This is a genomic window from Pediococcus claussenii ATCC BAA-344 (assembly GCF_000237995.1).
GTDB lineage: Bacteria > Bacillota > Bacilli > Lactobacillales > Lactobacillaceae > Pediococcus > Pediococcus claussenii.
The window spans coordinates 73,361-99,952 of sequence record NC_016605.1 but is presented as its reverse complement, the minus strand read 5'-3'; the positions used below and the strand labels follow the sequence as shown (position 1 = coordinate 99,952).

General features: G+C 37.5%; 21 protein-coding genes. 4 read left to right on the top strand and 17 right to left on the bottom strand.

Features of this window, described 5'->3' with window-relative positions:
• Nucleotides 1–163: 163 nt before the first annotated feature.
• From rsmA to PECL_RS00415, 6 genes are all read right to left on the bottom strand, one after another.
• Nucleotides 164–1,057 (bottom strand): 16S rRNA (adenine(1518)-N(6)/adenine(1519)-N(6))-dimethyltransferase RsmA, encoded by an 894-nt coding sequence (rsmA, locus tag PECL_RS00440; protein ID WP_014214620.1) that lies wholly within the window; start codon nucleotides 1,055–1,057, stop codon nucleotides 164–166.
• Entirely contained in the window at nucleotides 1,041–1,610 is a 570-nt protein-coding gene (rnmV, locus tag PECL_RS00435) for a ribonuclease M5 (protein WP_014214619.1), read from the bottom strand. The genes rsmA and rnmV overlap by 17 nt, the downstream gene beginning before the upstream one ends.
• Nucleotides 1,597–2,379 (bottom strand): TatD family hydrolase, encoded by a 783-nt coding sequence (locus tag PECL_RS00430; RefSeq protein WP_014214618.1) that lies wholly within the window; start codon nucleotides 2,377–2,379, stop codon nucleotides 1,597–1,599. The genes rnmV and PECL_RS00430 overlap by 14 nt, the downstream gene beginning before the upstream one ends.
• A 1-nt stretch (nucleotide 2,380) precedes the next feature.
• Nucleotides 2,381–4,393, bottom strand: coding sequence for a methionine--tRNA ligase (metG, locus tag PECL_RS00425; protein ID WP_014214617.1), 2,013 nt, complete (start codon nucleotides 4,391–4,393; stop codon nucleotides 2,381–2,383).
• 478 nt (nucleotides 4,394–4,871) lie between these two features.
• Nucleotides 4,872–5,723 (bottom strand): DUF72 domain-containing protein, encoded by an 852-nt coding sequence (locus tag PECL_RS00420; protein ID WP_014214616.1) that lies wholly within the window; start codon nucleotides 5,721–5,723, stop codon nucleotides 4,872–4,874.
• Between the two features lie 52 nt (nucleotides 5,724–5,775).
• Complete coding sequence (locus tag PECL_RS00415; protein ID WP_014214615.1) at nucleotides 5,776–6,441, bottom strand: hypothetical protein; 666 nt, start codon at nucleotides 6,439–6,441, stop codon at nucleotides 5,776–5,778.
• 141 nt (nucleotides 6,442–6,582) lie between these two features.
• On the opposite strand from PECL_RS00415, the gene PECL_RS00410 reads away from it, so the two are divergent.
• Nucleotides 6,583–6,759, top strand: coding sequence for a PspC domain-containing protein (locus PECL_RS00410; RefSeq protein ID WP_014214614.1), 177 nt, complete (start codon nucleotides 6,583–6,585; stop codon nucleotides 6,757–6,759).
• A 186-nt stretch (nucleotides 6,760–6,945) separates the two neighbouring features.
• On the opposite strand, the gene PECL_RS00405 is transcribed toward PECL_RS00410, so the two are convergent.
• The 4 genes from PECL_RS00405 to PECL_RS00390 form a co-directional block, all read right to left on the bottom strand.
• Nucleotides 6,946–8,583 carry a peptide ABC transporter substrate-binding protein gene (locus tag PECL_RS00405; RefSeq protein ID WP_014214613.1) on the bottom strand — a complete coding sequence of 546 codons (1,638 nt, stop codon included), beginning with the start codon at nucleotides 8,581–8,583 and terminating at the stop codon, nucleotides 6,946–6,948.
• Between the two features lie 316 nt (nucleotides 8,584–8,899).
• The gene (locus tag PECL_RS00400) at nucleotides 8,900–9,862 is read right to left on the bottom strand and encodes a hypothetical protein (RefSeq protein WP_014214612.1); all 963 of its coding nucleotides are present in this window, start codon (nucleotides 9,860–9,862) and stop codon (nucleotides 8,900–8,902) included.
• A gap of 1 nt (nucleotide 9,863) precedes the next feature.
• A complete protein-coding gene (locus PECL_RS00395; RefSeq protein ID WP_041534528.1) occupies nucleotides 9,864–11,084 on the bottom strand; it encodes a hydroxymethylglutaryl-CoA reductase, degradative in 1,221 nt (406 codons plus the stop codon).
• Entirely contained in the window at nucleotides 11,077–12,018 is a 942-nt protein-coding gene (locus PECL_RS00390; protein ID WP_014214610.1) for a Ppx/GppA family phosphatase, read from the bottom strand. The genes PECL_RS00395 and PECL_RS00390 overlap by 8 nt, the downstream gene beginning before the upstream one ends.
• Nucleotides 12,019–12,193: 175 nt before the next feature.
• Here PECL_RS00390 and PECL_RS00385 point away from each other — a divergent pair, with 175 nt between their 5' ends.
• Nucleotides 12,194–13,123: an NAD-dependent epimerase/dehydratase family protein gene (locus tag PECL_RS00385; RefSeq protein ID WP_014214609.1), complete on the top strand. Its 930-nt coding sequence runs from the start codon at nucleotides 12,194–12,196 to the stop codon at nucleotides 13,121–13,123.
• 7 nt (nucleotides 13,124–13,130) lie between these two features.
• The gene (locus tag PECL_RS00380; RefSeq protein ID WP_014214608.1) at nucleotides 13,131–13,583 is read left to right on the top strand and encodes a hypothetical protein; all 453 of its coding nucleotides are present in this window, start codon (nucleotides 13,131–13,133) and stop codon (nucleotides 13,581–13,583) included.
• 208 nt (nucleotides 13,584–13,791) lie between these two features.
• Here PECL_RS00380 and PECL_RS00375 read toward each other — a convergent pair whose 3' ends face one another.
• Both PECL_RS00375 and trpS read right to left on the bottom strand, forming a co-directional pair.
• Nucleotides 13,792–14,589, bottom strand: coding sequence for an alpha/beta hydrolase (locus PECL_RS00375; protein WP_014214607.1), 798 nt, complete (start codon nucleotides 14,587–14,589; stop codon nucleotides 13,792–13,794).
• Between the two features lie 106 nt (nucleotides 14,590–14,695).
• Nucleotides 14,696–15,718: a tryptophan--tRNA ligase gene (gene trpS, locus PECL_RS00370; RefSeq protein ID WP_014214606.1), complete on the bottom strand. Its 1,023-nt coding sequence runs from the start codon at nucleotides 15,716–15,718 to the stop codon at nucleotides 14,696–14,698.
• Nucleotides 15,719–16,167: 449 nt separating this feature from the next.
• Between trpS and helD the strand changes: the two genes are divergently transcribed.
• Nucleotides 16,168–18,459 (top strand): RNA polymerase recycling motor HelD, encoded by a 2,292-nt coding sequence (gene helD, locus PECL_RS00365; protein WP_014214605.1) that lies wholly within the window; start codon nucleotides 16,168–16,170, stop codon nucleotides 18,457–18,459.
• Between the two features lie 115 nt (nucleotides 18,460–18,574).
• On the opposite strand, the gene PECL_RS00360 is transcribed toward helD, so the two are convergent.
• From PECL_RS00360 to PECL_RS00340, 5 genes are all read right to left on the bottom strand, one after another.
• On the bottom strand, nucleotides 18,575–19,714 hold the full coding sequence (locus tag PECL_RS00360; protein WP_050899545.1) for a glycoside hydrolase family 3 protein: 1,140 nt from the start codon (nucleotides 19,712–19,714) through the stop codon (nucleotides 18,575–18,577).
• 361 nt (nucleotides 19,715–20,075) lie between these two features.
• Nucleotides 20,076–21,257 (bottom strand): pyridoxal phosphate-dependent aminotransferase, encoded by a 1,182-nt coding sequence (locus tag PECL_RS00355; RefSeq protein ID WP_014214603.1) that lies wholly within the window; start codon nucleotides 21,255–21,257, stop codon nucleotides 20,076–20,078.
• Between the two features lie 10 nt (nucleotides 21,258–21,267).
• On the bottom strand, nucleotides 21,268–24,699 hold the full coding sequence (locus PECL_RS00350) for a pyruvate carboxylase (RefSeq protein WP_014214602.1): 3,432 nt from the start codon (nucleotides 24,697–24,699) through the stop codon (nucleotides 21,268–21,270).
• A gap of 112 nt (nucleotides 24,700–24,811) precedes the next feature.
• The gene (locus PECL_RS00345; protein WP_014214601.1) at nucleotides 24,812–25,297 is read right to left on the bottom strand and encodes a zeta toxin family protein; all 486 of its coding nucleotides are present in this window, start codon (nucleotides 25,295–25,297) and stop codon (nucleotides 24,812–24,814) included.
• Between the two features lie 93 nt (nucleotides 25,298–25,390).
• Complete coding sequence (locus PECL_RS00340) at nucleotides 25,391–26,563, bottom strand: cation:proton antiporter (RefSeq protein ID WP_014214600.1); 1,173 nt, start codon at nucleotides 26,561–26,563, stop codon at nucleotides 25,391–25,393.
• Nucleotides 26,564–26,592 lie beyond the last annotated feature (29 nt).

Genomic DNA, 26,592 nt, shown 5'->3' with positions numbered 1-26,592 from the left:
CACTAAATCAATTTTCAATAGCATTCGTCATCACCAAAACTAAATGCCATTCCATAATTAACTTTAAAATGTATTAAAACGCAAGCAATAATCGATGCTACTCCTCTTATTACCTGCGTTTTTAATGTTTTGCCTTTACACTTATTTATTAAACTCCAGAAAATTATTTACGTTTCATATCTGTTTTTCCCAATCGATTGGCTAATCGAATAAAATCCTCCACCGTTAAACGCTCCGGTCGAATTTGCGGGCTAATCTCTAAATCATCCAAGACCATTTGGATTGTTTCCTTTATACTTGCGTCCTTTCCATATAGGCCTTGCAGATTATTCCAAATATTTTTACGACGATGCATAAAGCAACCATGAACTGTTTTAAAGAACTCAATTTCATCATCCGGTTTAATTGTCCAATCATCACGCGGAGTTAAACTTACAATTGCTGAATCAACCTTAGGTTTGGGAACAAAAACTTTGGCTGGCACGTCAAATTCAACAGCAGTATGCATTCGATATTGCACAACCACAGATAATGAGCCATATTCCTTAGTTCCTGGCTTTGCTGTTAACCGATCGGCAACTTCTTTTTGCATCATTACAACCATTTTTTCGATTGGCAATGGACTTGCCATAAACATCTTCAGTATCGGGGTTGTAATATAGTAAGGTAAATTAGCCACCATTTTTAAATGGTGTTTTCCATCAAAATATTCACTAATTTCGTTTGGTAAATTGGCTTTTAAAACATCTTGATTTAACACCGTAACATTTTTATATTCTGCTAGGGTATCATCTAACACATCAAGTAGATTTTGGTCGATTTCAAAAGCTAAAACCTGATGCGCACGTCTTGCCAGCTGTTCTGTCAGAGCACCAATCCCAGGTCCAACTTCAATAACATCGTCTTCGTTATCAATGCCAGCGGCAATCGCAATATTAATTAACACGTTAGGATCCGTTAAAAAATTCTGCCCAAGGCTTTTTTTAGCAGATAATCCATATTCTTCCAAAATGGCACGTGTGCGAACTGGATTTCCTATATCAATTTGATTTTTCATTTATTTCTCCGTCTATTTGTCTAACAGCATTTTGAAATTCAGCCTGTGATACTTGAAAGAGCTGTAACCTCTTTGGTAGTTGTTTTGCATTTACATAACCAATTCGCAAAATTTCTCCAAGCAAAATTCGGCGCTGCTTTGCCGTTGGTCCTGCCACAAGTCCAGCATGAATCAAATCCCTATTTGAAATCTGTTCCACACTTTCATCATCTTCGGTGTATAAGTGTGCCAACGCTTCTCGAATTGACTTTGGTGAAGCATGCTCAACTCCAAGACTGCCCTTATGATCTGGTACCGCTTCGCTTCGCTTCAAGAACGCGTGTTTAACATTGGGTACTGCTGCCGATATTGTCTTGCGAATTTTTTCACCAGAAAAATCGGGATCTGTAAACACAATTACGCCCCGACTTGCCTGTAATTCTTCAATTTGTTCCAATGTCTCTTCGGAAATTGCCGATCCACGTGTTTCAATAGTGTCAGCATTAACTGCCATATTGATTCTCTTAGTATCGTCTTTTCCCTCTACAACAATAACTTCTTTAATTTTTTTCATTTTTAATCCTATATAATCGACATGCATTTTGATACGTTGCATCTGCCAAATCAACTGGATTCATATCCCGATGACGAGCCAACGCTTCCAATACATATAGTGCATATGCCGGTTCATTTTGTTGCCCACGCAAGGGCTCAGGCGCCAAATACGGTGCATCGGTTTCTACCATAATACGATCCAACGGCGTCTGTCGCACAGACTCATGTAGTTCTTTCGTTTTTTTGAAGCTTGCTACACCACTATAAGAAATATTCATACCTAATGCTAAAAACTTTTCAAGCCATTCTACAGAACCATTGAAGCTATGCATTACTCCACCAAATTCTTTAATGTTAGAACTTTTCAAAATATCATAGGTATCTTCCATAGCATCACGATTATGAATTGCTACTGGCATCTTTAACGTGTTTGCAATCTCTAACTGCTCTTCAAAAACGCGTCGTTGAACCTTTTGTGGTGACGTGTCCCAGTGATAGTCTAAACCGATTTCACCAATTGCTACTACTTTTTCGTTTTTCAGATCATTTAACAGTTGTTCACGTTCGTTATCGTGAAAATCTTTAGAATCTTCAGGATGCCAGCCGATAACCGCATAGGTATTAGGATATTTTTCGGCCAGCTGAATAGCGCGTTGGTTCAGAATAGTGTTCGAACCAACCTGCGCCATTGTAGTTACTCCTAATTTTTTGGCATGCTTGATATACGACTGTTCAGCACCCCAAAATGCTTCATCATTTAAGTGGGTATGCGAATCAAAAATTTCCATACTATCCCAATACACTTCCATTTGCATGATCATTACCAATTTCAACCACTGTAACTTTACCATCATGTTCAGTCGATAAAATCATACCCTGACTCATTTCGCCGCGCATTTTGCGTGGCTTCAAATTAGCAACAATTATGATTTTCTTACCAACCAATACTTCTGGTTGTGGATACCATTCTGCAATTCCAGATAAAATTTGCCTTGGTTCTTCATCACCAGCATCCAACTGGAATTTGAGTAACTTATCGGCACCTTTAACGTGATCCACAGCCTGTACCTCAGCCACCCGCATTTCAACTTTATCAAAAGCCTCGATTCGAATTTCTTTCTTGCCCTCTTCACTTTGGGCTTGATCCTTTGCAGCTTGGATCGCGGCACGTCCCTTTTTCTTATCTGTCTTAGTCATTTGACCTTGTAAGAAACTAACCTCTTTTTCAACATCTAAACGTGGAAAAATTGGTGTACCCTTAGCAATAACCGTTGTATTAGCTGGAATAACCCCAAACCTTAGATCTTTCAATCCCATATCATCAGTTTCAAGTCCCAACTGTGTAAATATCTTAATAGGCGCTTCTGTCATAATTGGTTGCAACAATACCGCAACCACACGCAGACTTTCAGCCAGATGATTCATCACACTTGCCAGTTTACGTTTAGACTCGTCATCATCCTTCTTAGCTAAAACCCATGGTTCAGTTTCATCGATATACTTGTTAGAACGTGCAACCAACTTCCAAATTTCTGACAAAGCATCAGCAAAGTGTAAATCAGCCATCAATTTTTTGAAGTTCACGATTGTTGTTGCTGCAACTGATTCCAAATCTTCATCGACTACATTCACACCGCTGACAAAGGTTGGAATCGTCCCACCTTCATACTGGTTAATCATGGCAACTGTTCTATTTAAAAGATTTCCAAGGTCGTTTGCTAGATCAAAATTAACCTTATCAACGAAATCTTCTGGAGTGAAAATACCATCATTTCCGTAAGGCATTGACTTCAATAAGTAATAACGTAACGCATCTAGACCATATTTTTCAACAATCGTATCGGGATAGATGACGTTGCCCTTTGATTTAGACATTTTACCGTTTCTCATTAAGAGCCAACCGTGTCCAAATATTTGTTTGGGAAGTTCTAATCCAAGAGCATGTAACATAATTGGCCAATAAATTGTGTGGAAACGCACAATTTCTTTTCCTACCATTTGAACATTAGCTGGCCAAAACTTCTTGAAATTACCATCATCATCGCTACCGTAACCGAGCGCAGTAATATAGTTAGAAAGAGCGTCCACCCAAACATATACAATATGCTTAGGATCGCTTTTTACGGGTACTCCCCATTTAAAACCAGTTCGAGTAACAGCAAGATCTTCCAAACCAGGCTTTATGAAATTATTAATCATTTCATTCATTCGAGTAGCTGGTTGAATGAAGTTAGGATGGGTTTGGTAGTAATCAAGTAACCAGTCCGCGTACTTACTCATTTTAAAGAAGTATGACTGTTCTTTTACAAGTTCAACTTCATGTCCAGAAGGAGCCTTACCACCCGTCACTTTACCATCTTCATCACGGTAAACTTCGAGTAATTGAGATTCTGTAAAGTACTCCTCATCAGAAACCGAGTACCATCCCTCATATTCTCCTAGGTAGATGTCGCCCTGATCCAAAAATTGTTGAAAAATCTTCTGAACAGCTTTTTCATGGTAGTCATCAGTCGTTCGAATAAATTTATCATTTGAAATGTCAAGAAGTTTCCAAAGCTTTTTAATATCAGCTGCCATGCCATCAACATAGGCTTGTGGTTCAATATTAAGCTCGTCAGCTTTTTGTTCAATTTTTAGTCCGTGCTCATCGGTCCCAGTAAGAAAGAAGACATCTTTCCCCAAAAGACGTTGATAACGGGCTTCAGCATCACTTGCGATGGTGGTGTAAGAGTTCCCGATGTGAAGTTTCCCAGATGGATAATAAATCGGCGTTGTAATGTAGTAAGTATTGTCTGATGACATGAAAAATTCCTCGATTCTAAGCGTAATTGTTATAGTAAATTGTAGCATATCCAGGGAAGTGTGGAAAAGCCTGTTTAGGCTTCGAGCATTAACTTTAAAAGGAAAATAATGAATGGACCTTGTTCATTGTTTTTCTTTTGAGGTTAAGCACAGAAGGCTGGGCTTTATAGCACGTTATGACCGGAAGTGTGGAAAAGCCCGATTAGCTTCTGAGCATTAACAGGAAATGACGGGCTGCTGAACTTGTTCAGCGGCTTGGCGTTTCAGGTTAAGCGGAGGAAGTTGGGCTTTGTAGCACGTTATGACCGGAAGTGTGGAAAAGCCTGTTTAGGCTTTGAGCATTAACAGTAAATCGAAAATAATGAACGCTTTTTGTTCATTGTTTTTGATTTGCAGTTAAGCGCAGAAGGCTGGGCTTTATAACACGTTATGACCGGAAGTGTGGAAAAGCCCGATTAGTTAATGCTGATACCCCTCATCAAAACAAATCCATCTGCATCGGTCCCAATCCATTAAAGTGTAGATGTAAAATTTCTTGCAGTCGTTTAGCATTATCAGCAGCAGCTTTACCACCATTATTGTTAAAAATCACATCAACTTTTTCAGCATTTTTATCCAACTCTCGCACAATCTCAGCAATTCGTTGCAATTCTTCCTCAGAATAATCGTAATTTGTACGTTCCTGAGAACTGCCCTCAGCCAGTCGCAGCCATCCATCGAGATTGTGCCCATGTAAACGAAGTATCGCTAACTTAGAATTTGTCACCTCAGAAATCATCGGCATTCCCTGGTTCCCGTCAAAAGGTTCGTCCACGATTACATTTATAAAATCCAAACGTTTTAAATATGCTAAAGTATCTTTTTTAACTTCATCAGTGAACCAACTAACATTTCTAAACTCGACTGCAATTGGAACTCGCGCCATAATCCGTCTAATTTCCATTAAATATTGAATGTTTACAAGAGTGCATCGAAACGAAGGCGGAAACTGAAATAAAATAGCTTCCAACTGATTATCACGCACTAACGGATAAATTGCCTTATTAAAATCGGTAAAAATCATGCGACGTTCAGTTGATAAGTACGGTTCACTTTCATCAGGATTATCATGTAATGTCATTAATTGGTTGGCTTTAAAAATAAATTTAAATTCCTCTGGTACCATATGTTGCCAATTTACAACTTGTGAAAGTGTAGGTGTAGCGTAAAAAGAATTATCCCCTTCAACTAGCGGAAAATTAGCAGCATACTCCGTTAAAGTCGATTTTTCTTTGCCATTTTCAGATAAACTTGGATGTCCCGCCCAAGTTGTTAACCCAATTTCAATCATAAACCCATCCTCTATGCAAAAAAGAGCAAACATCTGGATGTCTGCTCTCACTCTATTTAAAAATTACCAATAAAATTGAAACCACAATCATTACGCAATTCAGTAGTAATAGCAATTGATCAATAACCTGTCCTACCATATGTTTAGCAAGTGGTCTGATGAGAAAAATTGCCCCACCAATAAAGATTATAACTGAGCATGCTGGTATAAAGAACATTAAAATGAATCCTAATCCCATCATCCCTAAACCAATCTGTTCTGCTCGCGAAAATGATCGTAATTTATAGTCACTTGATAGTGTAATATGTGCTGTTCGGTGGGTCGTAAGCCTCTGAACATCATATACCTTGAACCCCGCTTCTATTACGAAATAAAGCATCAACAGTGAACCACCGGTTCGTCCAGCAGCGCTTGAACTGAAAAAAGCAAAACCAATTCCAAACAACAATAGCGCAAACATTGAAATAAAGAAATAAACGAACTCCCTTGTTCCAGAAACCAAGTGTGAAACCGAGTATGGCTCCGGTGTTGACTTGCGAATGACTAAAATTAACTTGATTGCCAGATACGCAGCCACACCGACAATTACTAATGAAAAAAATGTAATAGTAAGAAATCCAATTGATCCAGACATAAGTCGCCAAAGGAACAGCGGAATCGAGATTAACGAAATAATTCCGGAAATATTGGCAACTCTATTCCATTCTTGGTTATTCATAAATCTAAAATCTCCATTTATTTAAGGCGTCAATGCTTTCATTTTAACATTTTGACAATATAGTAAACAACCTTAAATTTATGACAGCGCCACCATTTTTAAGCTATAATATAGCTACACCATACGTTAGGGGGAATTACAATGAATAAAAAACTTAAAAAGTCATCAGATCGTATGTTCTTGGGTGTGATCGGCGGTTTTGCTGAAACATATGAAATTGATCCAACACTATTGAGGGTTGGATACGCAGCAGCGTCACTTTTCTTCCCACCGTTGATCTTACTATATTTTGTGGCAGCAGTTGTAATGCCGGAGTAAACCAGTTCTTATGAGGCGATTTTCGCCCATAAGAATGGTTCGCGTATGAATATTTAGCTTTGTACAACAAAGCTTCCTTGATGGGCTAAACGGCTTGCTCCACTCTCTTCTCTACAAAAAATGAGCCCAGGACTGTAATCTGGACTCATTTTGACTTTTATATGAAATCTTAGTTATTAGTATTAATTATTTTGCAACATAAGCGTATTTATAATTCCACTGCGTACCAGCAGTATTATGAATAATCCCTTTAACTTTTGGATTCTGAAGATATGAGTAAACGGTCTGGAACAATGGTGAAACTGCCTGTTCCTTCATAACGATTTGTTCTGCCTGTATCATATCTTGCCAACGCTTCTCTGGATTATTGGCATCTTCATTTTGAGCCTTGTTAACTAAAGCATCATAATCCTTGTTATTCCATTTTCCATAATTAAATCCACTATTTGCTTGTAAAATTTGCAGGTACGAGATTGGATCATTAAAGTCGGCACCCCAATGTCCAACAAGGATATCAAATTGTCCCTTCGTAGAACGTGAATAAACAACTTGAGTCGGAATATTGATTAAATCAATCTTCAAACCTGGCAATGTTTTTTCTAACTGTGAACCATAATATTCTGAAACGGCTTTATCCGTTGATGCTTCATTATCAGACATCAATGTTAATGTGAGATTCTTTTCACCAATTTCCTTCATACCTTTATTCCAGTACTCTTTGGCTTTTTTAGCATCATAATCCACTGTACCCTTCAAATATGCTTCTTTAGCAAAATCTTCTTTAGTTTTAGGATTTGTTGCTAAATTAGTTGCCACAAGACCCTTAGAAGTTGTTGAAGCATCACCCAACACCTTATCAATTAATTGTTTACGATTAATTGCCAAAGAAATTGCATAACGAATATTTTTGTTATTCAAAGCCTTACGTTTTACATCATTAGAATCCTTCAAATTATACTGAAGAAAAGCTGTAATTGAATATGGCTGCGTTGTGTAATCTTTATTATTCTTATAATTTTTAACCTGTTCGCTCGAAAGCTGTACCATATCCAACTTATTTGATTGATACAGGTTCAACATCGTTTGTGGATTTTGAACAACTTGATAGTTAATTTTATCTAACTTAACTGCTTTTTTGTCCCAGTATTGGTCATTCTTCACGAAGCTCCAGTGGTCGCCAGTACCGTTCCAACCGGTAATCTTAAATGGGCCCGTATAAACCATGTACTGCGATTTTGTTGCATACTTGGATCCGTATTTATCAACAGCTTTTTTACTAATTGGTGAAAAAAGCGGATAACTCATCAAAATTTTAAAGTAAGTCATTGGCTTATCCAAATGAACAATAAAAGTGTGCTTGCCTTTTGCTTCAACACCTAATTTATCTGGACTCATTTTTCCAGCGTTAATCTTATCCGCGTTTTTGATACCTTCAAATAGATATGCATATTGTGCTTTGGTTTCAGGCTTTAAAGTTCTACGCCAAGAATATACAAAATCTTCTGCCGTTACAGGGGTGCCATCACTAAATTTAGCATTGTTTCGAATCGTAAAAGTGTATGTTTTACCATCTTTAGAAACTTCTGTTTTACTTGCTAATCCAGGAGTTGGCTTTCCCTTAGCCCCTAAGCGATACAAGCTTTCAAATACATTACCAGTTTGTCCATATCCATTTGCTTTTGAAACATCGATTGTATCTAGTGGCGAGTCGGCCGCCAAATTAATTTCTTGTTTATCTGCCAGCTTGCCTTTCGTACCACACCCTGCCAGCACTAACATAACTGCGACTGCTGACATTGCTAATAAAATCCACTTCTTTTTCACTTTAAGGTTCCTCCAAATAATTATGCTATGTAAAAATTAACTGAGTATTCCCATCTTACATTCTGCTTCCAATCAATCATCCCCCAAACAAAAAACCGGCAACTACACCGCAGTGTAATTAACCGGTTCAACCCTTCATCAAGTGAAGTTCTCCGTTGAATAAATCCGCTATTTACGCCTGCCAAATAGTATGTTGTCTGAAAGACAGCATACTTGGCATTCTTGAACTGTGGCGCTTAAAAATAGCATTGACTTACTCCTTGTTAATTTGATGTTATTAGCATAGCTGAAACACTTACTAATTGTCAACCATTAATTACTGACGAATCGAATACGGCATTTTTAGTTCTTCAAATAGATCCTTAACGTTTTTATTGTATAGTTCTCTGAAATATTCATCAGACTGCTTATTTTTTGGAGTTGGTAGCACGAAAGCATTTTGTTGTTCCTCACCAATTGATAAACCAATGTAAGCACGTGTTTTAGTTGCTTTTTCATCCAAATCAGCATGGAAAATTTGAAATAATTGGCGCACGGTTAACCGCAATTGACGTTCACTGAACACACTTCCAAGCGTTGCAAATTCCATTGAGTGTAACTCAGCTACGCCCCACTTACTCATTTGCCCATCAAATAACTTAAATGCTTTAATGACTTTACGTCGAAAGTCGAGGGGTGTCTTAATGTCTCGTTCATCCAGTTTAGTCATAATGTCAAGGGCAGCTTGCCATGCCTGAGGATAAGATTCTTCAAATTCAGCACTATATTGATCAATTTTATCACCATAAAAGACAATTGCATTCATCATCATCAACAAACGTAGTGTACTCATTGGATCTATCTCATCTTTTTTCTCTGGTGTAATAGTTTCATGAATACCGTTTAAAAATAGTGATTCAATTACTGTATCAATCAAACCGTGCTTACGTTGCTCCGAAACCACAATTTCATGTGCCACAACATCATATAATTCGGTAATAAAAAACATTAACTGTTGGTCTGCATCTTCGTCACCCGTTGTTAACTTGAAAAATAACTGCGGAAAGCCTTTTAATGCAAGTAGCATATGTAATAGCTCATGAGACGCTGTATAATCTGGTGCCGTTACATCACTAACCTCAACTAATATTTTATCGCCATTAATCAGTTGATTAGATTGATCATGTCGCACGTAACCACTACGTTCTTTTCCAAAATGAAGTCTAACTTCTCCGGGAAACGCGTCATTAACGTCTTGTAAAAGTCGCTGAACTTCATCATTAATTTCAATCTCTGCCATATTATTTCCCCTCAATTTCTTTAATTACCTGCATCGCACTTTCAGCGTTCATTCGGTCATACTTTAATAACGCACGAACACCCCGTTCAATATTTTTAGGATGAATCCCATTAGAAAGTAATAGCGAACGGGCCTGCATTTGCATATGCCCCTTTTGAATTCCATCCGTTACTAATGCTTTTAACGCTGCCAAATTCTGGACTAATCCAACTGATCCAATTACTTCTGCCAATTCTCTAGAATCTGATATTCCTAATAGTTCTAAATTCAACTGTGCCATCGGATTAATCTTTATTGAGCCCCCTACCGTTGCAACCGCCATTGGAATTTCCAGAGTTCCCACCAGCTTTGAACCATCAAGATGCCAAGTTGAGAGGCCCTTATATTGCCCATCACGTGCCGCAAAAGCGTGAGCTCCACTTTGAATTGCTCGCCAATCATTCCCAGTTGCCATTACCACAGCGTCAACGCCATTCATAATACCTTTATTATGAGTAGTTGCTCGATACGGATCAACCTGTGCAAATTCACTAGCCTTGACAATTTTCTCTGCAACACTATGTTCAATTGCATTAGCATCAATAATTCCTGTCACCTTGACGGTTGCCCGATCCGTAAAATTAGAAAGAATTGCCATTTCAGTTGTAACCTTAAACTTAACTTCTAATGTGGCTGCAATAGCTTCCATCATAGTATTTACAATGTTTGCCCCCATTGCGTCTTTTGTATCCACATACACATCAAGCGATAGACTATCCACACCGAGTTGACGAACTCGAATTTTTTGTGCACCACCGCCTCGTTTTACAATACTTGGGTAAGCTTGATTAGCAACTGCTAATAATTCATTCTCAAATGCCCTTAGATTCTCAATCAAGTCTTTTTTTTGCGATACACCACTGATCAAAACTTGTCCCATTTTCAAACGCTCTGCATGGGCCGTAATTTCACCGAATGTATGAAACAATTTAGCACCATTATTAGCCGCAGCCACAACTGATGGTTCTTCCGTAACCATTGGAACTACGTAATCTTTTTTATTAACCCTAAGATTGACAAGAATTCCTTCTGGAAGAATATAATCGGTTAAATAATTCTCAATAATCTGAGAACGAACCTGATCAAAACTTAAATTAGCTAAACTCTTTCCATCAATTCCCGTAGTCTGACTAAGAATTTCAAGCTGCTGCATTCGATTTAAACGATGATACCCATTAATCATTTTCATCCCCACTACCAAGCTTCTTAATATATTCGGAAATAATTCCTTCTCGAACACCACTCTCAGAAAAAATAACTCGATCGGAATCAATCATCTGTAATAGCATTACCAATGGAAGCATTCCACCAACAATAATGTCTGCTCGATTTGCTTCCAAGCCTGGCATTTTCTTCCTATTTTCAAGACTTCTTGCCAAAAATGCTCGGAAAGTTCGATTAACCGTTTCAGTTTTCAAACGATAGCCGTGGATATTGTTTATCCTAGCTAACTTTTGTCGTTTACGATTCATACGTGCAAGTGTTCGATTAGCTCCCCCAAGTAAAACAACTGGCTTATTAACAGCATCCATAATCCACCAAATATCCCTCAACTGCTTATTGACAAACATTTCAGCAGAAAACAAATTGTCTGATCGTACAATATTATTTAATTTAAAACGTTCTGAAAGGCTTACTGCCCCGATTGGTATACTAATTAAGTTTACAGCTTTTCCATTTCTGACATCAATTAACTCACAGCTCGCTCCGCCAGTATCAAGAACTAAACAATCTCGAATTTCAAGTGAATTCATCACACCTAAATAGTCATAATATGCTTCATCATCACCTGACAAAACTTCTAATTCAATCCCAGTTTCTTTTTTTACACGCGTCAAGAATTCGCGCTGATTTCGCGCCATACGCACGGCAGCCGTTGTGATTCCCCGAACTTCAATATTTGGATAGTCTTTATAAATTCCCTTAAAACTTTTAAGTGCTTTTAATGTGCGTTCCATGGCAATCGGTCGTAGCAAACGTTCTTTTCCCATTCCCTCAGAGATACGGGAATCTTCTTTGATTCGTTTTACCTCTTTAAATGAACCATCAGGATAAATTGTGTTGATGGCCATTCGAACCGAATTGGACCCTAAATCAACTATCACTAAATTTTTCATGCGTGTTCCCCTTGTATGTATTCGCCTTAATTTTACCATAAAGAGCACCTAGCACCATTTCTGAAATAAGTTTAACTACAAGTAATTGATTTTATATAGTGCATGCACTATACTAGCAAAGGATTCTTTTATTACACAAATCAAATCTTATGTAGTACATGCAAAGGAGAAAGCCATGAAAAAAGTACTAGTTTTAGGAGCAACTGGCGCAACAGGTCAGGTTATTACAAATGAATTAATTGCAAAAGGTTTTTCTACTAAGGTTTTTGGCAGAGATCTCTCTATGTTACAAAAATTATGGCCCTCCATTGACCATTCAATTGGTGATGTCTTTAATAAAGATGACATTATATCTGCAGGAAATGATGTGGATACCATTTTTCAATGTGCGGCTGTTCCATACAATCAGACTGTAAAAAAACAAGTTAAACTAGGTAAAAGCGTCATGGATGCAGCACTATCGCTTTATTGTCGTATTATATTTATTGACGGGATTTATGCTTTTGGCGACGCCGACGGAATTGTGACAGAAAAGTCCCCACTTTTACCAGTTTCAAAAAAAGGAATCGTCAAAAAAGAATTAAATGATTTGATTTTTGATTCCAAATATAAATCTCTCAAACCGATATTGCTTAGATTGCCAGATTACTATGGCCCAACAATGAGAGAATCAAGTTACCTCGGTCCAACTGTGTTAAATATTGCTCAGCGTCAATTTGCTATGTATGTAGGGCCTAAAAAGTTGCAACGCGAATACGTTTATCTACCAGATGCCGCTAAGATGGCCGTCACAATTGCATCCGCTAGTAATACTGGTAACCAATCATGGAATATTCCTGGGCAAATTATTTCTGGAACATTGTTTATAAAAATTGCAAAGCGGCTTGCACACGATCACTTACCAGTGATAACTTTAAATAAAAATATAATTAAAATAATTGGTCCCTGGCAGCCTAATGTTGCGGAAATTTCAGAAATGTATTATTTAACACAGAGACCAATCTATCTAAGCCACACTAAATATGAAAAACGTTTTGGTCCAATCCCTGATACCCCATTTGAGCAAGGGTTGCGAACAACTATTACAGCATTACAGAAAGGGTAGTATTTATATGCCACAAACTGATGCACAAAAACGTGCACAAAAAAAATATAATGAAAAAAATAAAGAGAAACGTAAAGTGATGTCCTATAGAAATTCGGCACGTACTTTTATACGAAGCTACGCAAATGATGAAGATCTGTTGGAGTTCTCTGGACTAATCCAAGAACGTTATCGCATTAATAAGTTACTTCGAAGACTGGATGGTGTTCGTTCATACATTAACAATCCTAATTTCCTTAATAAAAATCATTTGAACATTAAGATCTGGCGTCGTTCCGTTGATTTACTGAATGATCGCTTAGAAAACGGCAAATCAACCACTGATTGGGACTCTTGGTTTAAAAAAAATATCGAACCTAAATTTTCTAAAGAAGAACCTGTTGTAGAAATTATCCATAAGAACAAATCTCGTTTTTATAATGGTAACCGCGCCTATGACATTTTAGATTGGCTGGATTAATTAATAATTTAAAAACAGAGCTTTGACAAGAATGCTAACAGCACGCATTCGTCAAAGCTCTGTTTTTTGTTGCTTAGTTTTTAGAGGCTAGTCTCCTTTGCCATAAAAATAAACAACATACGAGTATCTAAGTTTTGTATAACAAAACATCTATTAATTACGGGTTAGTAATACACCTCAATTTCCAACTTATATACCGCTCTCTAGATCATTGGAAATAGTGGTTAAAGAACGCAACTGTTGCTATTTGAGCCTGATCCATGTATGCTTCACCGTGCCCATGGCCAGTCACAAACTGAACAACCGACGGAATGTCATTTTTGGTTAATTCCCTTTGCAATTTTTCAACTGCATCAGTTGGTGACAGTTCATCAAGTGAATTTGCCAAGTACATAGGTCCAGCATTCCTTGTAACTCGGTGTAGAGGAGAAGCTTTCCTGAGCAAGTCTAGATCTCCATTAACGTAATTCAAAACAAACCACTTATAATACGGATCATTCGAGCCCGTTTGATTAATCTTTCCAACTGGTGTCCCAGGAATTGGAGCATTTTTATTAGATGCTACAACATCAGGATGCTTTTCAATCCAATTATCCAAGTCAATGATTCCTGACCATGATGCAATCGGAATTCCAAGTTTCAATCCCAGCTCAATTGCAAGATTTCCACCAGAAGACATTCCAACAGCGCCAATTTTATTACGATCAAATTCATATTTAGATTTTTTAATCCAGTCATACAAGCCAACTAAATCGTCAACAGGGGCTGGATACAGATACTTAGGAGCTAAGCGATAATTAGGAACGAACACAATAAATCCGCGTTTAGCAAAGTCCGTTGCCCAGTCAGTTTCTTCTTCTTTATAGCCGAGCCACCAACCACCGCCATGAATATCAATAATTACAGGTCGGGTTTCAGCAATCGAATCTGTATCTTGATAGACATCCAATTTCAAATCATATTTCGCATTAAATACAATATCTTTTTCAACTGTAACGTTTGCCATAAAAAAATTACCTCCCCTTCTTGGAAGATAATTTAACAGAATTTTCTTTAAAAGAGAAATAATTATACCTAATAAATTGTTTTATTATTCATTTGTATAAAAATGCCTATTTATTAGTAAAATAATTAATTCCAATTGCATCTCGAACTTCTTCAAGGGTTTTATTAGCGACCTTATTTGCTTTTTCGCTTCCCCGTTTTAAAATATCGTAAACTCCACCCATATCAGCTGCATATTCTTCGCGCTTTTCTCGAATTGGTTGCAACTTAGCTTGGAGTACCTCATTCAAGTAACGCTTAATCTTGACGTCTCCTAATCCACCAGCTTGATATTGTTCTTTTAATTCGTCTACCTTGGCCTTATCATTATCAAAAATATCCAGATACGTAAAAACAGTGTTTCCCTCAATATGTCCTGGATCTTCAACTCGAATATGCTGTGGATCAGTGTACATTGACATTACTTTTTTCTGAATTGTATCTTCATCATCTGATAAATAAATAGCATTATTCAGGGATTTAGACATCTTAGCATTGCCATCAAGTCCTGGAATTCTTCCTAACCCCTTTGGTGGAAAATATCCCTCTGGTTCAACAAGAATTTCTTTCCCATAAATGTTATTAAATGAACGCACAATTTCTCGTGTCTGTTCTAGCATAGGCTCTTGATCATCACCAACTGGCACGGTATCAGCCTTGAAGGCAGTGATATCAGCCGCCTGACTAACTGGATAAGTGAAGAATCCTGCTGGTACACTTTTCCCAAATTCTTTTTGCTTAATTTCATTTTTAACCGTGGGATTTCGTTCCAAACGTGAAACTGACACCAAATTCATATAATGTTGTGTTAATTCACTCAGTGCTGGGATTTGAGACTGCACAAAAATTGTTGACTTACTTGGGTCAATTCCAACGGCCAAATAGTCAAGTGCTACTTGCGTTAGGCTGTTGCGGATTTTCTCTGGATCACGAGCATTGTCAGTTAATGCCTGCATATCTGCAATCATAATGAAGGTTTCATATTCGCCAGTATTTTGAAGTGCTACTCGATTTTTTAAAGAACCTACATAATGTCCGATATGAAGTTTTCCAGTCGGTCTGTCACCTGTTAAAATTACGTGTTTTGTCATTATTAATTCCTCCTGATATTAAAAAGAGAGCGGAACATAAGTCAGTAAATGACGAGCGTTAAAGGCAAAATACAAATGATGATGATTATTCATCACTTAGATTTTGTATTTAAGCGGAATCATTGACTTATTTCCCGCATTTCTGCTGTTTTGTTCGGAAATTAAATTTAAATTTTATTTATGTTCCAAACTCGACTATTCGCGGTACTACCTAAATTGTATAGCTACCATTCTTAATGAAAAATATGGGTTCCCCCAGTTTTACAAACTATATCCAGTTCGTTTCATCACGGAACTTTCCATCATCGTTCCTCTCTGTTACCGTTCGACTACTACCTTAAGTTTATGGTAAAAATTGAGAGTTGTCAAAGTCGTCAAATCATTTGACTTTATGCGTTTTTGCACCTAGAATTGTTCAAGCATTTAAAGCCACCATGGGGGGTGAAAATTTGGAAGAAGAACAAGCCAAAGAACAAAAACGTGTTGATGAAGTTATCGACAAAATTGAAAAGCAAAAACAACATACACAAGATCTATACGATAAAGCTCATACCGAAACAAGCAGTGTTGAAAAGAACTACGTTCAAAACGCAAAAGTTAACCTGATTGAGGCCGATGACCGAATCGAAACCAATGCAGAAATCCAACAGCAAAAGGGATTAGTCGCTCGAGCTGTCGAAAATGAAACTATTTTGCAACGTCAGATTAATGACCTTGAGAATCTAAAAAAATCACCCTATTTTGGAAGAATTGATATTCAGGATCCTGACGAACCCGTTAGCGAATCACTATATATTGGTATCTCCTCATTTGCCGATCAAAGTGGTGATTTTTTAGTCTATGATTGGAGAGCACCAATTTCTAGTATCTACTACAACGGAACACTTGGTCCTGTTCAATATTCAACACCAGCAGGAACTATGCAAACTGATCTAAAAAAGAAACGTCAATTTAATATCCAAAACGGTGAGATCGTCCATATGTTTGACACTAATGAAACTGTGGGTGATGAGATGCTACAGGAAGCACTTGGTGAACAAAATGATGAATATATGCGCAATATTGTAGCTACTATTCAAAAGGATCAAAATGATATCATTCGCGACACTAGAAGTGATCTTCTTGTAGTTCAAGGTGTCGCTGGTAGCGGTAAAACTTCCGCTATCTTACAACGAATAGCTTTCCTACTGTACCATAGTCGAACTTCTTTAAACGCCGATGAAATCGTCCTATTTTCACCTAACAAATTATACAGTCGTTATATTTCAGATGTTCTTCCTAGTCTAGGTGAACGTAACATGCGTCAACTAACCCTCGCAGAGTTCTTTTCTCGTCGTTTTGAGGGTATGCATGTTGAATCTCTGTTTGATCGTTATGAAAAACAAGTTAGCTTAACCTCAGAGCAGCAAGCATTACAAGATTGGCTCGAAGGCGAAGATTTTATGCACTTATTAGAACAATATACCCTTAATCTTAACGCCAATAATATTAAGTTTACTGATATTAACTTAGATGGTACTGTCTTCTTCAAAAAGGAGGATATTCAAAATATTTTTGAATCATTTCCAACTAGTATGCGTGTGTCTGAACGAGTTTTGCGTACTAAAAATCAACTCATTAAAAAGCTTAAGCAAAGAATTAAACTCGAGATTCAAAAAGACTGGGTTCAGGAACGCCTAGAAGACGTTAACGAAGAAAACTATCATGATATCGTTGGTAAACGACATTTCAAGAGTTTTGAAGAAGAAAAAAACTTCATTGGAGCCTCGATCGTTCAAAAAAAATTCCAAGTAATAGATGATGCTATTTTTAACAACTATTTTATTGATATTTATAGCCAATATATTAGTTTTATGAACAGCTTGGATGTTTCCGTCAATATTTCTAACGCGTGGCGACACCACATTGACGAGTTTTCTAAACAACTTGAGTTACATCAAATTAGTCTCTTAAATGCCACGCCATTACTATTTCTCCGTGATTTGATAACTGGTGGTGGCGGAAACCGCAAGTTCCAACACGTTTTCATTGATGAAATGCAAGATTACTCCGTTGCTCAACTAATGTATCTAAAACACGCCTTTTCTAAGGCAAAGTTTACATTATTAGGCGATAGCGAACAGTCCCTCTTCAAGGACATCACTGATCCTAACGAACTATTAAAAAAACTAAAATCAGCATTTGATGTTCGCCGAGCGCGTTTGATCACTTTAAACAGAAGTTACCGTTCCACGGCACCTATTACTAATTTTGCAGCAGCGCTGATTCCAGATGGACAAAAGATTGAGGCATTCAATCGCCAAGGGGACCTTCCTAAAATCATTCTAACAAATTCACCCCGTGTAATGTCGGCAGACTTGCAGCAACTCTGTCACGAAGAACTAAAGGCATTTGGCACCGTTGCAGTTTTAACAAAAGACATGGCGGAAAGCGAACAAGTTTTCAATATTCTCCAATCAAGCCTCCATCCAACTTTAATGACGGATGGAGACCGCTCTTTGCCAAAGGGTGTAGTAATTATGCCCATCTACTTAGCGAAAGGTCTGGAATTTGATTCTGTAATTGGCTTCAATGTCTCTCAGGAAAATTATCCAACGGAACTTTGGAGAGGGACTTTATACACAATCGCATCAAGAGCAATGCATCACCTTACTTTAATAAGTCAGGGTAATGTTTCTCCATTAATTACACATTTAGATACTAATTTGTTTGGTATGCAAACTTCTATTTTACCGAAATAATTTTGCATAGCTTTTAGTAAACTTCAACGCAAATATTATTGTTCATTTAAAAACCAGCTTTGACCTTCATGTCGTTTACATGTTAAGCCAAAAGCTGGTTTTTAAATTTCCTATCTTAATATACTTTCAATCCTATTTTGTGTTTCATCATCAAAATTCGCTCGACAGATTTATCCAATCGCTTCATTGATATTTGTTTGTCAGTAATAGCCTGTTTTATTTCTGGAATTCCCTGTACAAAATCGTCAGATAGTAAAACGTCATTTCCCGCTCTAAACGCTGTAACATCCCTACTAATTCCAGTTAATGCCACATAATCAGACACGGCTCCCATTTGCAAACTATCAGACACAATTACTCCCTTAAAGTGTAGCTCTTTTCGTAGTAAATCAATGTCTTTCTTTGATAAGGAGGCTGGTACATAAGGATCAACTTTACTCATAATAATATGCGTAACCATAATCGAATCCGCACCTGCCTTGATTCCGTCTTTGAATGGTACAAAGTCCTCTTTTTCATACTGAGCAACGGATTTATATGATGTCGCAGAACCGACGTGTGTGTTGGCAGCAGTTCCGTAACCAGGAAAATGTTTTAAAGATGCGGCAACATTGTGTTTTTGAATTTCTGGAATGACATCTTTTATGTAGTCACCAGTACCTTTATATCCTTTACCAATCGTTCTACCAAAAATATAATTATTAGGATCTAAAGAAACATCGGCAATTGGTGCAAAATTCCAATTTATTCCTAACGACTTTAGATCAATTGCCGTTTGCGAATACCAATATTTAACGTTTTTCATTCCACCAGTTTGATATGCCTCTTGAGGTGATGGATAATAACTTCTCTTCGAAATTGCAGGATTGTAACTTAACCTTGATACCAAGCCACCTTCTTGGTCTGTAGAAATAGTAAGTGGAATTTGGGCGTTTTTTTGAAATTGTTTAATCTTAGCTTTAAATTGGGCTCGATCTCCCATGTAAGCATTTCCCATTAGCAACATACCACCGAGATGATATTTTTTAATATTATAAGCATTAGCAACGTCATCGCTTGAAGCTTCAGGCACAAATAGCTGACCTATTTTTTCATCTAGCGTCATACTCTTTACCTTTTTTTGAATCTTTTCTTCAACAGTTACCTTTTTAACTTCAATATGTTCTTTAATCGGTCTTTCACCTTTTCCAATTAAAAACAACATAAATATGACACTGATAATCCCAATACCCATTCCTATATACTTTCGTTGCATAATTTAAAATACTCCTTAGCGAAAACGCCTAAATGGCAATAGTATTGAAATACTATCCTAGATACACTTAAAAAGCAATTTTTAATACCGCATCTCTTAAATATATTACAACCAATAAACCTTATATTACCTCTATACAAAGCAATACTAGCTAAATCAAATCCAATGATAGTGCGATTTATAAACAGGTAATCTTGTGTGTTTTAACCAATCTTGGAATAGCACTTAGACTCCTAACATGAATTGCCTTCATCAAAAAAGAAGTAATACATGCTGAAAAATAGCAGATATTACTTCTTTTATTATCACAGATGGTGATTCAGCCAAATCAACAACGAGTTAGCAACCTTTCCTGTCATCATTACTTAGCCGCTAAAAATTCTTGAATTCTATTCATAGCTTTATCCAATTGTTCCTGACTAGTTGCGTAGGATAAACGTATATATCCGGGCATGCCAAAGCCTTCACCTGCAACTACTGCTACATGTGCCTTTTGCAATAGTTCCATTGCAAACTCGGCAGAACTATCATACCCTTTTGCTGCCATTGCCTCTTCAACGTTTGGGAAGAGATAAAAAGCACCGGTTGGTTTGTGTTTTAAATGAAAACCAGGTAATGCCTCAACTAAATCAGCAGTTCGATTTAAACGTTTTTGAAAAGCATCTTTCATTTCAATTACCGTTTTTTGTTCACCACTTAACGCTTCAATTGCAGCGTATTGCGCAACTGCTGAAGGATTAGACGTCATATGTCCTTGTAATGCCGACATCTTTTTAATTAATTCAGGTTGCGCAATTGCATAACCAATTCGCCAACCAGTCATTGCGTACGACTTTGAAACACCGTTAATTACGACCGTATTGGCAACCAAATCATCTTCAAATGTTAAAACTGATGTGAATTTCTGACCGTTGTATACTAGGTTCCCATATATTTCATCCACAACAAATAAAATTCCACGCTTTAACGCCCATTTGGCAAGTACATGCATTTCTTCCTTTGAATATACTAATCCAGAGGGATTTTGTGGAGAGTTAATGATAATCATTTTTGTTTTTCTCGTCACTACTTTGTCTAATTCCTCAACCGTAACCTTCATATCATTAGCACTCGGATGAACAACAGTTGATTGACCACCTGCTAATTTAATTTGTTCCTCGTAACTTACCCAAAAAGGTGCAATCAATATCACTTCATCGTTTGGTTCAACCAAAGCCTGAAAGAGTTCATATAATGCCATTTTGGCTCCGGTAGTAATCAAAATATGGTCTGTTGTTAAAACCCTTCCAGTATCCGCTTGAATTCGATCACTAACAGCTTGGCGAAGTTCTGGTAATCCCGGAACTGGAGTATAATAGCTCGCCGTTCCATTTTGGATACTTTTAATTGCCGCTTTTTGGATATTCTGTGGAGTCGCAAAATCTGGCTCACCAGCACTTAAATTAACAACATCAATTCCATTTGCTTGCATTCGTTTGGATTCTGCTGAAACCGCCAAAGTCGCTGATGGACTAACATTTAATACTCGCTTCGATAATTGCATTCTAATCCCCCTAAATTCGTACCAATTCTACTAATAAATCACCATTCTCAATCTGCATTCCGCTAGAAGCATAGATGTGTTTAACTTTGGCATCAAATGGAGCGTGGATCATTGTTTCCATCTTCATTGCCTCAGTAACAATCAAATTGTCACCTTTATGTACCATTTGCCCCTTTTCAACTAGTACTTCTACAACAGAACCCGGCATAGTTGCACCAATTTGATCCTTATTAGTTGGTTCAGCTTTCTTTGCGCGCTCATTTGTGACACTAGCATTCATATCCTGTACAACTACTTCTTCTGCTTGACCGTTCACCTCAAAAAATAAAGAACGTTGTCCGTCGTCATTAGGCTGACTGATTTCTCGCAATACAATAATTACCGAACGTCCTTTTCCTAATCTTAAATCGATTCGTTCACCGACTCTCATTCCTGCAAAGAAAGTAGGTGTATCTAAAAGCGTCATTGGTCCAAATTGTTTGATTCTTTGTACATAATCACTAAAAACATCTGGATATAAAATATTTGAAATAACCTCTTCTGGCGTCGCTTCTCTGTTAAGTAATTTAGAAGTTTTAGAATTCCATTTATCAAAGTCAGCTGGTTCCGCTAACGAACCCGGACGAACAGAAATCGCCGGTTGGCCCTTCAAAACAAGTTTCTGTAATTTTTCTGGAAAACCGCCAACCGGTTGACCTAAATCACCCTTGAAAAAATCCACGACTGATTCTGGAAAATCAAGATGGTTACCTTCGCTATAAACCTGTTCCTCTGTGAGGTTATTTTGCACCATAAATAGGGCCATATCTCCGACCACTTTAGATGATGGTGTTACCTTTGTAATATCACCAAACATCTGGTTAACTGTTGCGTATGCTTGTTTAATGTCATCCCAACGATCTCCCAATCGGAGGGCATTGGCTTGTTGCCGCAAATTTGTGTATTGTCCACCAGGCATTTCAATCCGATAAATTTCAGTCTGAGGGCCATTGAGTTGTTTCCCAAAGCTTTCATAATAGGGACGAACATCATTCCAATATTCATCAATTTTTTCAGCTTTTTCTACATCTAAATCAGGTTGCCGTTCTGACCCCTCCAGTCCATAAAACAGGGAGGTCATAGATGGTTGTGATGTTGTTCCTGCAAAAGAAGATGACGCTACATCAACAATATCAACGCCTGCTCGAACTGCTTCTGAATACGTCAAAATTCCGTTTCCGGTCGTATCATGCGTGTGCAAATGAATCGGAATCTCGACGGCATTCTTTAATTCACTGATTAACCGGTAAGCAGCCTGGGGCTTTAAAATTCCCGCCATATCTTTAATACCAATAATATGCGCACCCTCTGCTTGCAACTCACGGGCTAAATCAACGTAATATTTAATGTTGTATTTATTTTTATCAGTATCTAAGACATCTCCGGTATACGCCATTGCAGCTTCGGCAACTTTACCGACATCCCTAACTTGTTTAATCGATTCTTCCATTTGTGGAACCCAATTCAAGGAATCAAAAATACGAAATACGTCCACACCATTTTTAGCTGCTAAATCAATAAAATTATCAATTACATTATCAGGATAGTTTTGGTATCCAACTGCGTTAGAACCTCGTAATAGCATTTGAATCATCGTATCTGGCATTAATTTGCGTATCTTTCGTAGCCTTTCCCAAGGATCCTCTCCCAAGAAACGATATGCGACATCAAAAGTTGCACCTCCCCAAGCTTCGACAGAAAATAAATCTGGAAGTCCCTTTTGAATTTCTCCAGCTACATCTACAATATCCTTAGTCCTAAGTCGAGTAGCGAACAACGACTGGTGAGCATCACGCATTGTTGTATCTGTCAAAAGTACTTTTCTTTGTTTTTTAACCCAATTTGATAACTCATCCGGACCATTTTGATCCAAAATTTGCTTTGCTGAAATTAATTTTTTGTCTGTTTTAGTAAACTGCGGGTGTACCGTCTTAATATGACGGAAATTTTCAGATTCAATATTTAACCCTGGATAGCCATTAACAGTTGTGTTGGCGATATAATCCATCAATTTTGTAATTCCATGTAATTCAGGCTTTAGATCAAATAACTCTGGTGTTTCATCAACAAAAATCGTTGATGCTTGTCCTGACCTGAAGACTGGATTATGAATTAACTTAATCAAGAACGGTAAATTTGTTTTAACACCTCGAATTACAAACTCATGAAGTACTCGGTCTAACTTGATAAGTGTTTCTTCAAAAGTAGAAGCGTGGACAATGGCTTTTGTCAAAAGAGAATCATAATAAGGAGTAATATAAGCCCCCGTAAAGGCATTTCCCGCGTCTAATCTAACTCCATTCCCACCAGGAGAACGATAGGTCTGGATTCTCCCGACATCTGGAACAAAATTATTCATAGGATCTTCAGTAGTAATTCGAGCTTGAATAGCAACACCCACTGCCTTTAGGTCTTCCTGACGTGGAATTCCGATTTCTTCATGTAATCTTTCACCGTTTGAAATCCTTATCTGCGTTTGGACAATATCAACGCCCGTAACCTCCTCCGTGACAGTATGTTCCACCTGCACGCGGGGATTAACTTCCATAAAATAGAAGTTATCACCGTCTACTAAAAATTCCACAGTAGCAGCATTATAATAATCAACACTTTGTAATAAATGCACTGCTGCTTGCTGAATAGCCTGTCGTAGCTTTTCGTTGATCTGAATTGCGGGTGCAAACTCAATCATTTTTTGATGACGCCGTTGCACAGATGAGTTCCTCTCAAATAAATGCATTATTTCACCGTGCTCATCGGCAATAATCTGCACTTCAATATGTATAGGCTCCTTCAGATAACGTTCAAGATATGTTTCATCATCTCCAAAAGACTTTTCTGCTTCAGACTGAGCCATCTGAAAAGCCTCCCGCATTTCCTGTGGATGATTAACAACACGCATTCCCTTACCGCCACCACCAGCAGCTGATTTCACAAAAATTGGATATCCAAACTGTTCAGCAAATGCAAGTGCTGTTTCAACATCCTCCACAGGTTCTTTTGTCCCAGGAATCGTTGGAACACCTGCTTTAATTGCAGCCTGTTTGGCCTTGATCTTATCACCAAACATTTCTAACAACTCAGGACTTGGACCAATAAACTTAATACCTGCGTCAGTAACTGCCTGTGCAAAATCCGCATTTTCGGACAAAAAACCATACCCAGGATGAATTGCATCAATCTGTTGTTCTTTAGCAATTCTAATAATATCCTCAATGTCTAAATACGCGTCAATGGGGCTATCTCCCTCACCAACCAGATAAGCTTCATCTGCCTTAAAACGGTGCATTGAAAACTCATCTTCTTTAGAATAAATGGCAATAGCTGTCATATGAAGCTCATGAATAGCACGGATAATTCGCGTGGCAATCTCACCACGATTGGCAATTAAAATTCGCTGCATTATATATCCCCCGTTTTACCTTTAATAATACCGATTTTAGCAAAATAAATGAGGAAATGTTAGTGCCTTCATCAACTTTATGAATTTTTTATGAGAATCTCCTTTTGAAAAATTATTTTTTACTTATATCTTTAATAATTTTCATCATAATATCTTTTTCATTCCCGCTATTAATAATTACGTCATTTTGATTCAAATAATCTTTCTCTCGCCACCATTTTTTTAAATTGATTTCACCAAAGGGGCTATTTTTAGTTTGATCTCGCTTAACAGTTGTTTCAAACGGAACATCTAAATAATAAGTATGCACATCATTGCCAGATATTAATTTTTGCAGCATTTTACCATAGACATCTCTACGCAAAATCCCTTCCAAAATAGTTATCGAATAATGCTTTAATCCATAATTAACTAGTGTTTCTATCATTCCAATTGTTGCTGTTCCTGGGTGATCAGCTGCATGCAATATTTCTCGCCTAATAATGTCTTGATGCAGTAACAAACAATTGTCATAGCCAAAATAATTTTGTAATGCATCAGCTAAAACAGTCTTTCCACTTCCCGAGTTTCCCCTGATTATTATTAAAATTGGTTCCATATTTTCACTTCTCAATCTTTAAATCATCAGAATTTAATTTATAACAAAAAGCGAGATATTGGATAATTTTGACCAACATCTCGCTTTTTTAGGTTAATTTTCTTTCAAGCCTTGCTCAGCTCGTTGCTTTTGAATCGTCCATTTCAACATAAATGGTGCCAAGATCGTAACTACAACAATCGCAATTACAATATCCGAATAATATTCAGCGCTTAACAAGTGTTCCGCATATCCAATCTGAAGGGTAATTAATGCCATTTCACCTCTCGAAATCATTCCCGCACCAATTACGTTACCACTTAGACGATCAAATCCTGCCATACGGGCACCGATACCACCACCCCAGTACTTTGTTAAAGTTCCTAAAATGATTAATGTTGCAATAATCAAAAAATCGGCCACAATATTTTTGAAATCAACAGCTAAACCAACACTTACAAAGAATACCGGAATGAACATGGCATATCCGATTGGTTCGATACTCTCAGTAATTTCATTTTCTGAGTCTGTCGCTGACACAGCAATACCAGCGAAAAATGCACCAATTGCTGCACTTAGTCCGATTTCTTCGGCAACCCATGCCATTCCCAAACAGATAATCAACGACATGATTGGCTTACTATTTGTTATATAAAGCTGATCAGTTAACCTCATCAAGTACGGTGCAACCCACCTCACAATTAAATATACTAGTCCAAAGAAAACCAGTGGGCCCGCGACAATCTTAACAATTTGTTGAGTTAAGCTACTTGATGATCCCTCCGTTAAAAGAACCATCATACTTAATAGCAACACCCCAAGGACATCGTCGATCACGGCAGCTCCAAGAATTGTAATTCCTTCTTTAGAATCTAATGTTTGATATTCTTTTAAAACTACTACTGAGATACTGACTGATGTTGCTGAAAAGATTACTCCAATAAACAGTGACTCAAGTAGAGATAAGTGCAGTAACAAGGCCGCACTACCAACAAATAGCACAGGAGAAATCACACCCAGTATCGCAACAAACAATGAAGGCTTCAAGTACTTTCGCAACAACCTTAAGTCACTTTCCATTCCGGCAAGAAACATTAAAATAATAACGCCAATTTCCGAAAAGGTTTGAACTAATTCGTTTGAATGAACTAAATTTAAACCACCTGTTCCTAAAATAACTCCAACTAATAATTGCCCAACTACTGCAGGAACACCCATTCTTTGTGCAAAATGTCCTGCCAATGTAGTTAAAACAAGTATTAAAACCAAGACCCCAACAAATTCCATAAATACTCCTCTCGTGAAACTGATTCAGT

Bases quoted from the DNA above. Each gene is read 5' to 3' on its own strand.
- PECL_RS00350 (WP_014214602.1), bottom strand. From the start codon at position 24,699: ATGCAGCGAATTTTAATTGCCAATCGTGGTGAGATTGCCACGCGAATT.
- PECL_RS00410 (WP_014214614.1), top strand. From the start codon at position 6,583: ATGAATAAAAAACTTAAAAAGTCATCAGATCGTATGTTCTTGGGTGTG.
- PECL_RS00390 (WP_014214610.1), bottom strand. From the start codon at position 12,018: ATGAAAAATTTAGTGATAGTTGATTTAGGGTCCAATTCGGTTCGAATG.
- rnmV (WP_014214619.1), bottom strand. From the start codon at position 1,610: ATGAAAAAAATTAAAGAAGTTATTGTTGTAGAGGGAAAAGACGATACT.
- PECL_RS00430 (WP_014214618.1), bottom strand. From the start codon at position 2,379: ATGGAAATTTTTGATTCGCATACCCACTTAAATGATGAAGCATTTTGG.
- rsmA (WP_014214620.1), bottom strand. From the start codon at position 1,057: ATGAAAAATCAAATTGATATAGGAAATCCAGTTCGCACACGTGCCATT.
- PECL_RS00395 (WP_041534528.1), bottom strand. From the start codon at position 11,084: ATGATTAATGGGTATCATCGTTTAAATCGAATGCAGCAGCTTGAAATT.
- PECL_RS00385 (WP_014214609.1), top strand. From the start codon at position 12,194: ATGAAAAAAGTACTAGTTTTAGGAGCAACTGGCGCAACAGGTCAGGTT.
- trpS (WP_014214606.1), bottom strand. From the start codon at position 15,718: ATGACAAAACACGTAATTTTAACAGGTGACAGACCGACTGGAAAACTT.
- PECL_RS00400 (WP_014214612.1), bottom strand. From the start codon at position 9,862: ATGGCAGAGATTGAAATTAATGATGAAGTTCAGCGACTTTTACAAGAC.
- PECL_RS00360 (WP_050899545.1), bottom strand. From the start codon at position 19,714: ATGCAACGAAAGTATATAGGAATGGGTATTGGGATTATCAGTGTCATA.
- PECL_RS00345 (WP_014214601.1), bottom strand. From the start codon at position 25,297: ATGGAACCAATTTTAATAATAATCAGGGGAAACTCGGGAAGTGGAAAG.
- PECL_RS00340 (WP_014214600.1), bottom strand. From the start codon at position 26,563: ATGGAATTTGTTGGGGTCTTGGTTTTAATACTTGTTTTAACTACATTG.
- PECL_RS00420 (WP_014214616.1), bottom strand. From the start codon at position 5,723: ATGATTGAAATTGGGTTAACAACTTGGGCGGGACATCCAAGTTTATCT.
- PECL_RS00355 (WP_014214603.1), bottom strand. From the start codon at position 21,257: ATGCAATTATCGAAGCGAGTATTAAATGTTAGTCCATCAGCGACTTTG.
- PECL_RS00380 (WP_014214608.1), top strand. From the start codon at position 13,131: ATGCCACAAACTGATGCACAAAAACGTGCACAAAAAAAATATAATGAA.
- PECL_RS00415 (WP_014214615.1), bottom strand. From the start codon at position 6,441: ATGAATAACCAAGAATGGAATAGAGTTGCCAATATTTCCGGAATTATT.
- metG (WP_014214617.1), bottom strand. From the start codon at position 4,393: ATGTCATCAGACAATACTTACTACATTACAACGCCGATTTATTATCCA.
- PECL_RS00375 (WP_014214607.1), bottom strand. From the start codon at position 14,589: ATGGCAAACGTTACAGTTGAAAAAGATATTGTATTTAATGCGAAATAT.